14 protein-coding genes are annotated in these 15573 nt (G+C 62.8%); 6 read left to right on the forward strand and 8 right to left on the reverse strand.

Translation table 11 applies throughout. From position 1 onward, the window contains the following. The first annotated feature begins 218 nt into the window (after positions 1 to 218). Positions 219 to 800 (forward strand): helix-turn-helix domain-containing protein, encoded by a 582-nt coding sequence (locus ACSC1Q_RS15540; protein ID WP_436759418.1) that lies wholly within the window; start codon positions 219 to 221, stop codon positions 798 to 800. A 33-nt stretch (positions 801 to 833) separates the two neighbouring features. Here ACSC1Q_RS15540 and ACSC1Q_RS15545 read toward each other — a convergent pair whose 3' ends face one another. The 3 genes from ACSC1Q_RS15545 to ACSC1Q_RS15555 form a co-directional block, all read right to left on the reverse strand. Beyond that, positions 834 to 1229, reverse strand: a complete 396-nt coding sequence (locus ACSC1Q_RS15545) for a hypothetical protein (RefSeq protein WP_436759419.1) — start codon at positions 1227 to 1229, stop codon at positions 834 to 836. A 283-nt stretch (positions 1230 to 1512) separates the two neighbouring features. After that, positions 1513 to 3558: a recombinase family protein gene (locus tag ACSC1Q_RS15550; protein ID WP_436759420.1), complete on the reverse strand. Its 2046-nt coding sequence runs from the start codon at positions 3556 to 3558 to the stop codon at positions 1513 to 1515. Positions 3559 to 4067: 509 nt separating this feature from the next. Continuing rightward, positions 4068 to 4760, reverse strand: a complete 693-nt coding sequence (locus ACSC1Q_RS15555; protein WP_436759609.1) for an ATP-binding protein — start codon at positions 4758 to 4760, stop codon at positions 4068 to 4070. Between ACSC1Q_RS15555 and ACSC1Q_RS15560 the strand changes: the two genes are divergently transcribed. The 5 genes from ACSC1Q_RS15560 to ACSC1Q_RS15580 all read left to right on the forward strand — a co-directional run bounded on the left by ACSC1Q_RS15560 (position 4759) and on the right by ACSC1Q_RS15580 (position 10466). Beyond that, the gene (locus ACSC1Q_RS15560) at positions 4759 to 6399 is read left to right on the forward strand and encodes a recombinase family protein (RefSeq protein ID WP_436759421.1); all 1641 of its coding nucleotides are present in this window, start codon (positions 4759 to 4761) and stop codon (positions 6397 to 6399) included. The genes ACSC1Q_RS15555 and ACSC1Q_RS15560 overlap by 2 nt on opposite strands. A 369-nt stretch (positions 6400 to 6768) precedes the next feature. Beyond that, positions 6769 to 7026, forward strand: a complete 258-nt coding sequence (locus ACSC1Q_RS15565; RefSeq protein ID WP_436759422.1) for a hypothetical protein — start codon at positions 6769 to 6771, stop codon at positions 7024 to 7026. Positions 7027 to 8850: 1824 nt separating this feature from the next. Continuing rightward, positions 8851 to 9375 (forward strand): hypothetical protein, encoded by a 525-nt coding sequence (locus ACSC1Q_RS15570; RefSeq protein ID WP_436759423.1) that lies wholly within the window; start codon positions 8851 to 8853, stop codon positions 9373 to 9375. 21 nt (positions 9376 to 9396) lie between these two features. Further along, positions 9397 to 9768, forward strand: coding sequence for a hypothetical protein (locus ACSC1Q_RS15575; RefSeq protein ID WP_436759424.1), 372 nt, complete (start codon positions 9397 to 9399; stop codon positions 9766 to 9768). Between the two features lie 26 nt (positions 9769 to 9794). After that, positions 9795 to 10466: a hypothetical protein gene (locus ACSC1Q_RS15580; RefSeq protein WP_436759425.1), complete on the forward strand. Its 672-nt coding sequence runs from the start codon at positions 9795 to 9797 to the stop codon at positions 10464 to 10466. Positions 10467 to 11289: 823 nt separating this feature from the next. Here the strand turns inward: ACSC1Q_RS15580 and ACSC1Q_RS15585 are convergent. The 5 genes from ACSC1Q_RS15585 to ACSC1Q_RS15605 form a co-directional block, all read right to left on the reverse strand. After that, positions 11290 to 11955 (reverse strand): hypothetical protein, encoded by a 666-nt coding sequence (locus ACSC1Q_RS15585; RefSeq protein ID WP_436759426.1) that lies wholly within the window; start codon positions 11953 to 11955, stop codon positions 11290 to 11292. 148 nt (positions 11956 to 12103) lie between these two features. Next, entirely contained in the window at positions 12104 to 12493 is a 390-nt protein-coding gene (locus ACSC1Q_RS15590) for a hypothetical protein (RefSeq protein WP_436759427.1), read from the reverse strand. Between the two features lie 33 nt (positions 12494 to 12526). Next, on the reverse strand, positions 12527 to 13384 hold the full coding sequence (locus tag ACSC1Q_RS15595; RefSeq protein ID WP_436759610.1) for a helix-turn-helix domain-containing protein: 858 nt from the start codon (positions 13382 to 13384) through the stop codon (positions 12527 to 12529). Then, entirely contained in the window at positions 13354 to 13875 is a 522-nt protein-coding gene (locus ACSC1Q_RS15600; protein ID WP_436759428.1) for a DUF6879 family protein, read from the reverse strand. The genes ACSC1Q_RS15595 and ACSC1Q_RS15600 overlap by 31 nt, the downstream gene beginning before the upstream one ends. Before the next feature lie 332 nt (positions 13876 to 14207). Beyond that, complete coding sequence (locus ACSC1Q_RS15605; RefSeq protein WP_436759429.1) at positions 14208 to 14942, reverse strand: hypothetical protein; 735 nt, start codon at positions 14940 to 14942, stop codon at positions 14208 to 14210. Positions 14943 to 15573: the final 631 nt, after the last annotated feature.

Raw genomic sequence — 15573 nt, forward strand, 5'->3', positions numbered from 1 at the left:
CGTCCGGCCGGAGCCGGATGGTGGGTCGGCCTCCCTGTAGTTCGTGCATGCACGCACTATGGCATGTGAGAGTGCATGCACGCAACGCTTTCTGTCGGTGTGCCTCTTCTTTTTGGGCAGCAGCATCAACGGGTGTGCATATACGCACACCCGTTCGGACCAGGAATAGGGGTCTCACCAGCGTGGAAGAGAGTCAAGACGCGTGTTATGGTGCGTGCGTGCACACGACTGAGTGGGATCGCGCCGCACTGCGGACTGCCCTCGACGCGATCATGGAGAAGGCGGAACTCAGCCAGACCGCCGTCGGCGAACTCGCCGGCCGGGACCGCACCATGGCCAACCGCTGGCTGAGCGGGAAGCACCAGCCCAACTACGAGGCGGCAGCACGGTTCGCTGCCGCCATCGCCCAACAGCGACCGGATCTCGCCGACCTCGCCCGACAATTCATGATCGCAGCCGGGTATGGCGACCGAATCTCAGGCAGCATGACGGCGCTCCTGCCACCCCTGGAAGCCTCACCGACCGGCACCTCGGACGTCCTCCGCCAGGCGGTACAAGATCTCCGGGCCCGGGCTGAAGCAGAAGGCCGTCCCCTCGCTGAACTGCTCGTCGAAGAGGGCATCGTCACCCCGGACGAACTGGTCGTGCCCGACGGGCTGAAGCCAGACCCCATCATCGAAGAGATCAACGCGTCTGATCTCTCGCCAGAAACAAAGGCGAGAATGATTCGCATACACCTGGACAACCGTGCTCAACACTTCGAGCGCGCCCGCCTGGAACGCAAAAAGCTGGACGGCTGAGCACCGTCCAGCTTTTTAAGCGCCTTAATTCATTTAACCCTTGTATGCCCGAAACGGCCCCGTTCCGAGCCCGTCCGCCGCATGCACGTCCGCTGCGTCACGCCGGGCGGCCTCGTTGCTGCGCGCCCCCAGCTTGAACCACCTCTCCAGGGCCAGCACCTGCCCGGCCATGATGTCGGCGTGCGCCCGGGTGATCTCCTCCATGCGCTCGGCGTGCCGGTCGAGGGCCGCCTCAATCTGCTGGCCGAGGTACTTCAACGCCGCGCACCCCGACGTCACGGCGGCGGCCCCCATCAGGGCGGCGAACATTTTGACGCTGAGCAGATCCACCAGCGCCGCTTCGACGGCGACGGCCAGCCAGCCGAGCCCGGACAGGCGGAAAGCCCAGGCCAGCGAGACGGGAGCGGCGCCAACTGTACGGATGTTCAAGAAATCCTGCTTCCCAGCCGAGGTCCCCATCGTCCCGGCTTTACCGCGAGATTCGTTCCGAGGCGAGACGCGATATCGACTCACCTTAAATGAGGTGGGCGCCGTATGGAACGCTCCGTATTGCAGTAATCGGCCAGGTCGGCGAGGTTTCTTCCATGTATCTACGCGGAGTTACCGACTGTGATTGAAATGCGAACTATGCGTACCGAAATACCCGGAACGTAGTTAAGGGTAGGCTACACAAAGTAAGTGAACCCTAACCGTACGGCCAGATTACGGGCGGCTAGAACCGCCACACAGGGGCCAGCCGCGCCGGATCGAACCTCTTACTCCCCCGCACGATCACCGGCCGCACCAACACCCGCTCCAACGCCACCGCGAGCACCGAACGGCGCCGCGACGCCTCCACCTCACCGTCCAACAAGAACGCCTCCACCCCCTCCGGGGTGTCTGGAAGCCCCTCCAGCACCCGCACCACATCGACCCGCCCCAGAGAAGACCTGGCCGCCTCAATACGCCCCTGAAGCGGTTTGCGCGCCGCCATCCACTCCGCCCGGGAAATCACCCCCGCCCCATGATCAGCAGCCAAATCCAGCAACTCCTGCTCGCACGCGGCGATCTCCGCCACCGCAGCCCCCTCATCAGCCGCCTCATCCGCCACCGCCAACGCCTCCGCGAACCCCGGCGCGGTGAGAAACTGAGCAGCCGCCGCACCGATGACCGCATCCACATACTCGGCGCGCGCCGACACCCGCCCGCACCCCGGCCGCCCCGGCTGCCCGTCACACATGTAATGCTTCCGTCCACCCGACTTCGACCGCCCCACCATCCGGTGTTTACACAGGTCGCAGTAGATGAGCCCCGTCAACAGGTACTTCCCCGTCGGCCCCGGCGACACCCGCCGCGCCGGATCCGCGAGCATCACCCGCAACCGGGCCGACTCCGCCGGGGTGATGATGGCCGGCCACTCCCCCACCCCCATAATCTCGCCGGTCCGCACCCGCTTCGTCTGATGCCGGGAACGCGGCCGGTGCTCCCGCAGCCCGGCGATGCGGGCGGAGGTGAGCATCCGAGCCAACGTCGGCGTCGACCAGCCGCCCGGCACCGGCAGGGGGACGTCGCGGCCCATCAGGTCGCGGGCGATCGCGGAAGCGGGTTCTTCGGCGGCGAGCCGGGCCCGGATCTCCTCAGCCACCTCGCCGCCGCCGACCTCAGCCGCAGAAGCAACCTGGCGGGCCGTCCAGATGCCCGTAGAGCTCGTCGGGACACCCCGCCGGTTCAGATCCCGGCAGACGGCCGCCAAGGCTTCTCCGGCCAACACGCGGCGCACACACTCCCGGATGATCTCCGCCTCCTCCGGGATCAGCTCCTCGCGCAGGAGACGGTGGGGCGGGTCGGGGTGGTCGTAGATCCGCCGGTACCCGTACGGCCTGAAGCCGCCGCCCGTCGACTTGCCGTCCTTGGCCAGTTGCAGATGCTTGGCCTTGATCCGGTCGGCCTTGTGCTCGGATTCGAAGCGGGCGACGGCGCCGAGCTGGCGGGCGACCATCCGCCCGGACGGGGTGGACAGGTCCAGCGACCCGGCCTTGAACGTCTGGGTGATGATGCCCCGCGGGTCGCACACGTTGATGTACTCCTCCAACTCGGCGGGGAGTCGGTGCAGCCGGTCGTTGTGCCAGGCGAGGACAGCTCCTGCTATGCCTGCTTGGAGGTCGACGAGCATCCGCTGGTAGTCCGGGCGGGGTTTGCCGCTGTAGGCCGACAGATCGTTGTCGATGTAGACGCCAACGACGTCCCAGTCGAGTTTGGCGGCGAGGCCGCGGAGATCGCCTTCTTGGCGTTGGACTCCGAGGCCAGCGCCGGTGCGGTCGTCGGAGATGCGGAGGTAGAGGACGCAGCGCATGCGGGGGGTCGTCATACCCCATATTGAAGCACCGCCGGAGACGACGCCCCACCCCCGCTCGCTCAGCCCCGCCCCGAGCTCCGCCGCCACATGCGTGCCATACGGCGTGGCGGCTCGGGAACCGACGACCGCGACGGATCTGAGACAGGAGAACCGCAGGTCGGCGTCGCCATGGAGCCAGAGGCCGTAGGGCCGGGAGTCTCCCAGGTCGTCGAGCTGGGTCGGCCATTCCGGATCTCCGGGAACCACCAGCCTGGCTCCTATCCGCTCCCCCTCGGCCAGGTCACGCCCGGGATCGGCCGTCTTCAACCGGGCCGCCCAGGAGGCGACCATCCGGTCCAGCCTGGCCGCGAGCCGCTCGTCCCGCGCGGCACCCGAGCCGTTGTCCGTGCCGGGCCGGTCGGTGCCGGACCGGCCGCCGGACACGCCTGGTGTCCCGTCCCGTACCGCCTCCGAGGCGTCACGCTGGAGGGGCCGTCCGCCGGATGGGCCGGGGCTGGATGGGCTAAATGGGCTGGATGAGCCGGACGCTCCGTCTCCCGGCGCCGGGCCGCCGCCGCCTCGGCCCTCACCCTCGGCACGCGGAGGGAACCGTTCGCCAGATGAGCCGGACCTCCCGCCCGGCGGCTCCGGCCTCCCGCCATGCCGACCCGGGCTCTCGCCACCCGGACCGGGATCTCCGCCATGGAGACCTGAGCCCGCCTCGCGTGGGCTGGAACCCCCGGCCAGTGGGCCAGGGCCGCCAACCGGCCGTCCGGGATCTCCGGTCAGGCGGCCGTGCGTGTCGACGAACCATCGGGTGAGACCCGCGTCCGCGGCACCCCTCCGGACCAGGGCGACGGCGGCCTCGGGGCCGCACAGGGCGACGAGGGCGCCCATCACGGCGTCGCCCGGCTCGGCGAGGCGCATCAGGGTGAGCCGGGCGAGCCTGTCGCTCATCGCTCCTCCCCCAGCCAGAGCCCCAGCGCGGAGTTGGTCTCGTGGAGCTCCGGCCGATCCTTGCCCGCGAGGTCGGCCAGGGTCCAGGCCACCTTGAGGATCCGGTCGAGGCCCCGGGCGCTCAACCGGCCGCTGTCGAGATGCCCGAGCAGCGGCGACATCGCCGCGGGCGGCGGCCGGTATTCGGAGTGGAGGGCTCGGGCGGGCACCTCCGCGTTGCACCGCCACGGCGTGTTCGCGAACCTTTTGGCGGCCCGCTCACGCGCGAGCAGGACCCGCTCGGCCACCACCCCGCTCGACTCGATGAACCGGCGGTCGGCGAGGAGCTCGCGCCTGGTCGAACGGAACAGGCCGACCTTGACGTCCACCCGGTCGAGCAGCGGGCCGGAGAGCCTCGCCAGATAGCGGCGGCGGGCCGCGGGAGCGCACGCGCACGGGTCCTCCGGGGTGGAGGGCCGCGCGCACGGGCACCTGTTGGCCGCCAGCACCAGCATGAACCTGGCGGGGAAGGTCACCGACCCCAGCGCCCTGGAGACCGTCACCCGCCCCGATTCGAGCGGCTGCCTGAGCGCGTCGAGCACGGCCGTCGGGAACTCGGGCGCCTCGTCAAGATAGTCACATTGACCACATATGTCGAGCCGAACTAGCTTGCAGGTCGTAGGGACGTACAGAGAGATAGGTGTAGGGATGCGGCAGCGCGGCGTAGGTCACAGCGCGGATAAGCGCCTCTTGGGAGTGATCCGGCTCAGCAAGAGCCGCGATGAGTCCACATCGCCGGAACGGCAACGGGAAGCCATCGAGTCCATCGCGGCCTACCGGGGAGACACAATCGTCGGTTGGGCCGAGGACTTGGACGTGTCTGGCAAGTACGTCGCCCCGATCGACCGCCCGGAGTTGGGGGCGTGGATGCGGAACCGGGCTGACGAGTTCGACGGCTTCGCCGCATGGAAGATGGATCGCATCACCCGCCGTGCGCTGCATTTCCACGAATTCATGGAGTGGTGTAACGAGCGAACGAAGTTCTTCGTTACAAAATCGGACGGCATCGACACAACCACTAAGGGCGGAAAGAACACTGCCGAAATGATGGCCATGGTTGGCCATTGGGAGTGGGAAGCCATACAAGAGCGAGCCAAAGACTCCTATGACAAGCTAATCACTACTGGCCGATGGCGCGGGGGGTTTCTCCCCTACGGATACACGCCGGTTAAGACAGCCAACGGCTGGTATCTAGAGATTGATCCAGAAACAAGCGCAGTGATCCGGGAGATTGTCACCCGAATCATTGAGGGCGAGTCCGCTAACTCACTTATCGTCGAGTTGAACGCTCGAAAGATTCCCACGCCGCTTGACATGCAACGGATCAGGACTGGCAAGACAGCTAAGGGCTCAACGTGGCGAGTAGGCAACCTGTTGAAGATGCTTCGCTCCCGCACCCTGCTAGGCCAATACGAGGCCGACGGGGCATATACGGCGACAGGCAAGAAAGTCATCAGGGGCTCAGACGGCTTGCCGCTTCAAAGAGCAGAACCAATCATCACTCTCGCCGAGTGGGAGCGGCTACAGGCCACGCTCGATGGGAACTCAAACAAGCGGGCGGGGAATCGCAAGGGTGGTTCCCCTCTGCTGAGAATCGCGTTCTGTGCCGTCTGCGGACGTTCCCTCTATCGCGTACCGGGGCGACGTGAGGGTGAGTCCCGGTATCGGTGTGCCGCTCGGGCTGAAACAAGCGTGGGATGCGGGAACGGGAGCATCAAAGCTTCGGAGTTAGAGAAGCACGTAGAGGAAACCGTCCTGCGGGAGATTGGCCATCGGGAAAGAATGATCCCGACGCATATCCCTGGAGAGAACCACAGCGAAGAACTAGCCACGGTCGCCAAGGCTATGCAAGATATGCGCGACGAACGCGACCTAGGCATGTACGACTACCCCGAAGGGGACGAGGAGTTCAAGGCGCGCATGGGGAACCTCGTAGCCCGACGCAAGCGCCTAGCCGCACTCCCTTCCCGTCCTGCGGGAGTTGAGTGGCAAGGCACTGGCGAGACGTTCGCTGAACACTGGGCGGGGCTGAACGTCGAAGGCCGGGGGCGGTTCCTGCGGGCGGCGGGTGTCCGAGTGGACTTCCTACGTTGGTCCGATCTGCGTAGCCCCGACGAGTGGCCGGACCTTGCCACCGCGACTCTCGGCGGGATCACTTGGGCGCTCGGGCCGGAGAAGACAAGCCGTGGGTGCCCGCCAATGATCGACGTGACCGTGCCGGACCTGGACGAGTTGAACAGGCAAGGCACGGGGCAACCGTTGAACGGTGCCCCCACTTGGGCCGAGTAGCTCGCAAAGCGTGTACACGCTTTCATTTCTTAAAGCGTGTACACGTAGCAAACCTATCTGGTTTGCAGTTTTTCCCGTCACGTGCTTATATGCGGCCAGGCCCCCGCTGCGGACGACACCGTTGGTATTTTGAGCACCAGGACCCCATTCCTTGTGTGCCTGCCGCAGCGGGGGCCTTTTGCATGCCCTCGCTCGCTTCATAACTCAACAGAGAAACAGGCTGTAGGCCGTGTTTACGAGCATGAGGGAAAAGCCATTAACGAACGCGTTGAGCAACAGCTTGAACAACTAGAACCGCTCGGGCCGCGACAGCGGGAAGTACTTAGAGCACTACTTAGGCAAATCCATCAGAAGAATGGTGTAAGCAACGTGAGCACAATCAATGGACCAAAAGACTTCGAAGAAGTCGGCGGCCTGGTCATCGTCGCAGACGAGGACGGGGTTCAAGTGAACTACACGGACTTCCGTGACGGGCGCTTATGGGAAGTGAATTGGAAGGTCGAAGCAGACGGCACGGCCGTTAGAAGAGCGGTCGGCTACGTGCCAAAGACAGCCATCCCCGATGGGTTTGGAGAACGGACGGAAGACGGCAGGACCTACGCGGGTTACTGGCGGGCTGCCGCATGACGGAGATTGACCAGTACGGAATGATTTATCAGCGCTATGCGGGCACTATTGCCCGCTCGGGAGATTCGCTGAGCCGAGACACACGCCTCTTACTTGCGGCTGTTTCGCGGGCGAACAACACAGGACACGCCATATTCAAACCTGGTGAACTTCGCCAGACACTCAGCACAGAACGTTCTGACGGCACACGCAAGCCTGCATCACGGTCTACGGTCTACGAAGCCCTAGGAAAGCTACGTCAGGCTGGCCTGGTGCTCGCTGGGGGTGGAGAAACATGCGTGTGGCTTCCCCATGAGTTCTGGTCCCGCAAGCTCAACCGGGGCTCGCTCTGCCCCGTGCATCGTTCATACCAGGGTGGCTATGCAACAGACGGAAGCCGCGAGCAAGAAGCGACGTGAGTCATAGGATTCCGGACTCTACGGTCCGGGAATCCTGGACTAGCACATGCCTCCTACCTGGCCTTACTCCAAACCCTCTCTATTCTTTTGTTCGCGGGCTAAGCCCGCAGCATCGGACGAGATCAGTAAGGGGTTATAGCCCAAAACCGGCTTGGCTGCTGCGGCCCTGCCGGGCCGCGCTAGTTCGGCCATCGGGCCGAGCAATAAGCCTAGACAGCTAACGTCCCAGGCCCCAAAGCCTGGGGCTACTAAGCCAACGGGGTTTGAGTGAGAAGCTAGTACTAGGCGACCTTCGGAGGGTCGCCAGCTTAGCTAGCTGCGGAATCAGGATTCCGCTCTGACCTTGTTGATTCCATTGGACTAGGGCATGCCTACGGCTGCCCTGCCCTTCTGATTCCGTTGGCTACTCGGGCTTTGGCCCGATGGCTATTAACTCGCTGCCCGACGGGGCAGCACTAAGGGCAGGTTTTTGAACGTTGGAGACCAGAGCCTCATAGAAGGCTCTGAGATGGCCTGTGCCACGTGTTCCCGTTGCCGGGAACCCTTTACCTACCCTCGCAAGCCTAAGGGTCGTAGGCGCCTCTGTGAGGCGTGCCGACAGGCACGACGAAGAGAATCAGCCAAGGAAGCAATGCGAGCCCGGCGGGCCAGGCCGTACGGGTATCACTCGTTCTACGGCCCGTGTGATGGGTGCCGAAAGGTTCAGGACCTTCGGCACCACGAGGGACACACGAACGCATGCTCGCCAGAATGCTTACGGGTCGGGGTTTCTGGCGGGCCTGAGTGGGACGACGACCTAGACAACTGGTAAGCGAGTTACCAGCATCTTGTTAGCGGAACACGACTAGATATATGTACAGCGGAATCTTGTACATCTATGGGTTAAACGATGCAAGGCCCCTCGGTGATCGGAACCGGGGGGCCTTTGTCATGCCCGGACACGTACTCAATTAAGGAAGGGGGTGCGAAATGGATCTCGCATACAGCGCACTGACGATTGCAGAGCTTGCCCAGATGCGCGCCGAAGCGGACAGCTCCGCTCAGGAGTGGCATGTAGCCGCCGCTACAGCGGACAGCGGGAACGCTTACGCCCTCGCATGGTGGGCGGCTCTCCGAGAGGTCTCACGAGAGGTGAGCGTGACCATGCACAACCGGGCAAGGCTTGACGGCCTGCCCTGTGCCTGCGGTCTGTGTGGCAAGCGGAAGCGTAAGCGGGTGACAGTCAATGCCCCCGACTCTGAATGAAATCAGGCAGCGGTATGACAGGTCCCGCCTGTCGATGCGCGCCAGTCTCGTGAGAACGGTTCTGAGGCTATGGCGAGGTCTCCCTAGCCATCGAGACGCCTCTATCGGCCCGTGGCTGGCCGACGTCGTCCCGCTTGTCCGGCAGGGTCAACGTGAGGAAGCGGCCTTCACCGTCGATCTCATGCGCGAGGTGTCACTACTGCGCACGGGGCAACCGGCCCCGGTCATCGACCTGTCGGCCATTCGTGGGCGGGTCAACGACGTCCCCCTAGAGGACGTGTACACGCGTCCTTTCCATCGGGTCTGGACGGACCTCGCCGAGGGCAAGCCGTACCCGGTCGCGGTCGAGGCGGTCGCCGACAAGCTAAGTCGGGCGGTCGAGGCCGACCTACAGCTAGCCTCACGCAGCGCAGCCCAAGCCGTCATAGAAGCCGATGAGCGAATCATCGGATACAAGCGCGTTCTCTCAGACCGCCCCAACCATTGCCCGCTGTGCGTGGTCGCTGCAACGAACACGTACAAGCGTGAAGACCTGATGCCCATTCATCCCGGTTGCGGATGTTCCGTTAACCCCGTCTATGCCGATGGGGACGATAGCGATTCCCTAGACGATGCGGTCTCCAACGCTTACAAGCGGGCTCTTGAAGCGGGCACTATCACCGTGGTTGATCACGGCGAGTACGGCCCCTACCTACAGGCCGCCTAGGCCATCAATAGGAGTATTTCAATGAATGATATTGATGAGATGTTCGCTGGTCAGCTAGATCGGGAAGACCTGAAAGGTATGACCCACGAGCAGATCAACAAGGCTCGCGATGCTGGACAGCTTGATTCAATGATGAGGTACCCGAATTGGGTTCGTCCGGGAAAGCTTGAACAGCGTATGGCGATAGCCGAAGCTGAGGACCGGTATGACGCGCTAAAGAAAGCACATCTTTCTCTCAAGCTGCAAAACGATCCGGAAGCCGTGATCCGTGAAGTCATGAACAGCGATGAGACTAAGCAGCTCACTCGGGACGACCTAGCAACTATGACGCATGAGCAGATTAACGAAGCCCGCGACGCCGGGCGGCTAAATAAGGTTCTCGGACTCAACTAACCAGCACAACCCGTAGGAGCGTAACCGTGAAGTACTCAAGCGACATCGAACGCGTCAACATTCCTCTGCCCTCGGCGACCTACTTGCCGAGCGGTGTGCGTAAGGCCGACAAGAAACTCACTGAGCTATTGAGGGCTCGTGTAATGCTCAGGGCAGACAAAGAACTAATTGAGCGGCAGATCGTTGATGCTGTAGAGGCTGACCGCTTGTCGGATGTCGAAGCTGTGGCGAAGGGCAAGGAACTGCCTCCTTCTAGCGTTCCTGAACTGGAAGCAAAGCGCGACGAGGTGGAGCGGCGTATCGCCGCAATGTTCGACCTGATTGCCGAAGCTAAGCATGCTCTAGTGGATGCGCTTGCGGAGGACCTTACCACTATTCACTCATCCGCTTTGCAGGACGTAGAAGCCAAGTCGGCTGCTTACATCAACGCCATCAGTGCTGTACTTAAAGCACGACAGGACTACAATGAAGCTCTTGGAATTGTCGATTGGGCTACCGGTCGAGGCGCGCAGGAAGTAGCCCTTTTCCAGGATCGCGAATACACGAGGGTCTTGTTCCCTGCGCACTTCGACAGCCTGAGCACTGATGGTATTCACCAGGCATTCAATACGCTACGCGATGAAGCGCTGACCCATAAGCCCTCCGAGCAGCTTGGTCACTGGAAGGGCAAGACCGATTACAGCATCATGCAGTATTAACTCACCCAGGACATCTCAGGCCCCCGTCACAACGGGGGCCTTTTCCTCGTTGTATGCCATACATACTTTACGAGTGGGAGACAAGTGGGTGTGTAGTTGAGTGGTAATGAGTGGTGGTGATGGTAGTTGGGTAGTGAGGATGAGAGGTGAATGAGGGTGTAGGTAGTGGTGGGATGAGTAAGTAATGGTGTGTAGTGGTGTGGTGATGAGTACATGGATATGTGATGAGTGTGGATGTACTCAAGGTTGTGATGAGTGTGTAGGTGTGGTGAATACATGTGGTTGGTGTGGTTGTGGTTGTAGACACAGGTCTCCCACAGAAGCCAACCAACCGAGCGCGCTCCGGCGCGCGTACCGCCCACGTCACTAACCCACGTCACCACGAGGTGACACACCACCATGGCGCACAGGCTCACGTCACGCTCTGTAGGCACGCAGGTGGGGGTACCCCCATGATCACGCGCGTAGGGAACGGTGGAGGGGCTGTCCCTCGCGAGATGTACGAATCTGGGACTTTTCTAATTACATAGCGTGAGAGCGGTTGAAGTGCGCGAATGCGAAGTTTGCCCGGTCGAATTTCTGCCCTCCGCTAGGGAGCGAAACCGAACGAGCCTTGACGGGCCATCGACCCACATGCCATCACCCAATGTGACGAACGACCGAATCGGCACAACGTCTGTGACCTGCAACGACAAGGTGCCGGCGACTCCGGACTGTGATCAGAAAAGACCTGCCATGGTTGGCTTGCTGTGGAGCCCCCGATAGGGCGCGGTCGCTGGGTGTGGACCGTCCTGGGAAGGGATTGCCCTACCGGGGGAGCTTTTCAGCCCATCGGGTGTGGTGCGGGCTGGAAGTCGTGAATCTGGACAATCAGCTGTGTGGCCAGCGCATGAGTAAGCAATGTGTCTTCGCTCAGGCTGATCTCGACGTTGTGTTCGCCCGTGTGGAGCGCTCTCCGGGACGGGCCGGGGGTGAACATGTCGGCCAGTACGGCGGCGGGTTCGGCGCGGGCGACGGTGCCAACGGCCTGGGAGATGTGAAGCTGGGGGCAGGTGGCCAGTGCTTCCGGGATACAGGCCCAGCAGGTGGGCGGGGCGCTGGTGAGGCCCCCGGTGGGGTCCTCGGGAAGCTCACGGAACGCGCTGTCCGTCGTGATCCAGGGAATGCGCCCGGTGGTCGGGTCGGTGGCGGCCTGGCCGCAGACCTGGCACAGCAGTTTTTCCATGCAGCGCCATTGACGCAGCGTGTTGAGCTTGCGCCACTGCGGCGCCCCTCGCTGGTTGTTCAGGACGCGGACCCGCAACACCCCCTTGACCCGATCGCCACGGCGTTCGTTGTTGTAAGCGAGCCGCAGCCCGCCCAGCGGGCGGCGTACGAACGTCAGGGGTTGCGGTGCGATCTCGGCGGCGTGAGCGATGACGTAGGGGACACGAAGCTGTGTCGGCACGGCCCCGGTCATCCTGTCCCCCTGTCCGGCCGGATCGACCATGCCACTCGTGCGGCCAGGCATCCCAGTTCAAGGTCTCGGAACGTCGTCGCGTTCACGTCGGCCGGGGCGTTCACAGAACTGCCCTTGCGTCGTGCCTCAAGGGTGCCGTCCGGGTTCTCGGTGACGTCGAACTCCGGTATCTCCGGTGTCATGCGACGTCCTTCGGGAGTGCGGCAAGGATCAGGTCCACGACCGCGTGAGGCTGGTCGGCATTGACCGGGTGGCACTCAACCGCAACCGTGGGAAGCGAGACCATGAAGTATCCGGAGTGCTCCCCCACGGTCACGGTCGCCACCTCCCAGCCATCACGGTCATGGGCGACCAGCTCGAAGCGGTCATCTCGTGGGAACGGGTCCGGCCGATGTCCGTAGAGACGAAGTCCCACGCGGTGAATGATCGACGTACGAACCCCGTGCACGTTCACCAACCCGGCGAGACGGCTTAACAGCTCGGGAGGTTCCTGCCCAACGGGCTTCGCCGTCTCGTTGTCCTCTTGCCCCTCCGCGCAGGGCTCTACCGCTGTCTGTCCGGAAGCCATACCTCTGACGGTATGGATTTAGAAGCGGGCTATCTAGACCGTTTCCTGTCCTGTCAACAATTCGTCTCTGGCGCGTTCGATATGTCTTCTCATTTCATCGTCGTAGATGGCTACGGCTGCGAACCCATTGAACTTGGCGGCATACGTTGCTATGTCTCTTGGTTCTGTGGTCACAACCTCAGCGTGAGGCGTTTCCACAGTCACAAGGCGCTCGTCAAAGATACAGAACGGCGTACCGGGAAAGTCGGTTTGCCGCGACGCCAAGGGCACAACCCCTATCCGCACATTGGAGAGCCGAGAGATAGATACGAGCCGGTCTAGCTGACTAGCCAGCATCGCCGCTGGCAGTATACGCCACCAAAGGACAGGCTCAGTGATGACGAAGTGAAATGATTTCCCTGAGTCATATAAGACCGATTGGCGCTCAAGCCTGGCCCCGACTGTGCGAGTCGTCTCGTCTGTTGTGAGGTTGCGCCTGCCGAGAACAGCTCTAACATATTCCGGAGTTTGAAGAAGGCCAGGGATTAGCGAGCACTGAAACAGCCGTATGACCGCTGTTTGTGCTTCGACCGCCTGAATTTGAAGTTGCTTCTTGTGGGAGCCGAGACGCCGGTACAGCCGCCAGGCGGTTGCCTCTGTCGCAGCCACGCGGGCAACCTTGATGAACTCGGCTTTGACCTCTTCTGAAACCTCTAGGGCCGTGAGGATGCGTTCAACATCGGTGAGCGACGGGGCAAGATGCCCGTTCTCGATCTTGCTTAGCTTGGATTGGGACATGACAGCACTCCGAGCAACCGCTTTGGCGGTCAGGCCGCTCGCCTGGCGTAGTTCCCGGAGTGCTGTCGAAAGATCTTCCTTGTTCAGCCGTACCTCTCCCAGAATGACACGAATGGTTCAGCGTGCTTCATCGCGAGGTCTCGGCACCGGATGTGTTCCGAAGCCTTGTCTTCGGGCATAATCTCAGCGCCTTCGAATGCGCCTTGAGGGGTGTAGAACATTCGGACAACCGTCTGTTCGTCGAACATCCAGAAGTCGTAATTCAGGAGGCCGGGTACGGGGTGTTCGGCAAGGTCAAGAATGAAGAATTCTTCACCGGCTTCCATGTTCCTGTGATAGCCCCACGCGAACTCAAAGCGGAGGTAGTCCGTAAGCGGTGTGGTCACTACATGAACCCGATACATCCGCTTACCAGATTTGGTCGCGTTCCCTACGGTCGTCACCCACGGGGATTTCTTGAACTGTTCGGGTTCTTCTTCCCCTGCGAGGAAGGCGGGAAGCCCTACACGCGTTCCTGCCGCGTCGTAGTAGTCGAGTGTTTCCAGTCGGAAAGCTTCTCGCTCAAAGTTGTCGAAGAGCTTCCCAAACTCGTCAGGCGAGATCACGAGCAACCTGCCTCAATAGCTCTTCCGGAATTTCTACGATCGTTTCGTGATCGGGAATTTCTAGTCCGTGTTCTTCGGTAACCCTGCCCCCCTGCACCACGTACGTTCCTCGGTCACTCTTGAAGATGGCTGGGCATGTCCCCTCGTCGCAGTTGTCCCCGCCAACCCTGGTGAGTCGCATGGGCGCCCCTCTCAGCTCGCTTGATCTACATGCTTCGGGGAAGGTGATTCAGGGTCAAGCACCCTGAGTTGAGAGAACAGGAAACCGACGGTTGCACGTGATCTTAGAAACGTGGCAGGCCCCCGCCGTAGCGAGGACCTGGCCGGGAGTGTCAGACGAGAGCCGGGATCAGCTCTAGCGCGTCCTGTACGGGCCTGTGAGCGGTCATGTCGGCGCGAGCCTTGTCCAGTGCTTCCCGGCGGCTACGTGCGCCGAGCCGGGGCAACACGGCTTCAAGGTCGGTTCCCGTGACCTTCGACGGATCGGGAACGGTCGCGAGGAAGGCTCGCGCTTTAGCGATGTTGGCCGGGCTCACTCGGACGGTTCCGCGCGGCCGGGCGGGCTTGTCTTCCTGGGGTACTTCGACGGCCGGGGGAACCTCGGGCGTCTCGTCGGCCCCCGGCTCGTCAGCCGGGGGCGTGTACACGGCTTCCTGCTCGACCGTGCCGGACATGGCCATGTGGAGCAGCACCGCGACACAGAGAGTGGGAACGGCGGCGACGACCAGGACAAGCCAGAGAGCTACCTGGATCGCGCCGAAAGCGACGGCTTCGGCCAAACCGTTGAGAGTGAAGCTCAGGAGGATGCCGACCGCCATGTTCCACGCTGCGGCTTTCTTCTGTGCCCGGTAGTGCTTGGGGGTTGCTGCCCATACGCGGGCCGCCATGGCGGCGTATAGCTCGCTGGCGACGGGTAGGGCGGCGGCAAGGTAGAGGTTCCAGCCGATCGCTACCGCGAGGTTCCACTGCCCGATGATGTTGGGGCAGAGGGCGGCCAGCAGGCCGACCGCGACGGCGATGCCCTTTTCCCGCTCGACCCTCGGGGGCAGGATGCTCGTAACGTTCACGGTGGTTTCCTTCGGTGCTTTTGCTGGCGTGGGCATGCCAGTGGGAGACGTGTACACGGGTTGTCTGGGGTTCGGCTCTACGCCGCGACTGCGGCGGGGCGACGGGCGGTCAGCAGCTCACGAGCTATGGCGACATGACGGGCTACGTCGGCTATGGGGCCGGGCTTCCTGTCGCTCTCGGCGACACAGAGGGAGCACACGCCAGGCCGGGCGACAGGCCGGGAGCACTCGGAGCATTCAGCAGCGGGGACCTTGACGACCTTCGGGGCTACAGCCATAGGGGCGGGCATCTTTGCCTTGAGCCGGTGAATGATCAGCGCCACGGGAGAACGAAGCTCGTCGGGCAGGCCCGTCGTCAGCGTGGCCCTGATCTGCGCTTCGGTAGCGCCGCGCCCTAGCCACTCAGCTACCAGGGGCAGCACGCGCCCCATCTCACGCTGTCCGACAGTCAGCCGGGGCTCTACGCGCCCCAGACGGGCCACCAGGGCCGCACACGCGGCCGTCTTGTCGTCGAGGGAGTTAGAACCCTCCCCGCCCTCCGTGACCACGTCAGCGGGCCGTACAGGCTCGGGAACCTCGCTCGTCGCCGTCGTAGGAGGGTTGGTGTTTTCTTCCTGAGTCTTAAACCCCT

The sequence above is a fragment of the Streptosporangium heterodermiicola genome (genome assembly GCF_051390675.1).
In the GTDB taxonomy this organism is placed as follows: domain Bacteria; phylum Actinomycetota; class Actinomycetes; order Streptosporangiales; family Streptosporangiaceae; genus Streptosporangium.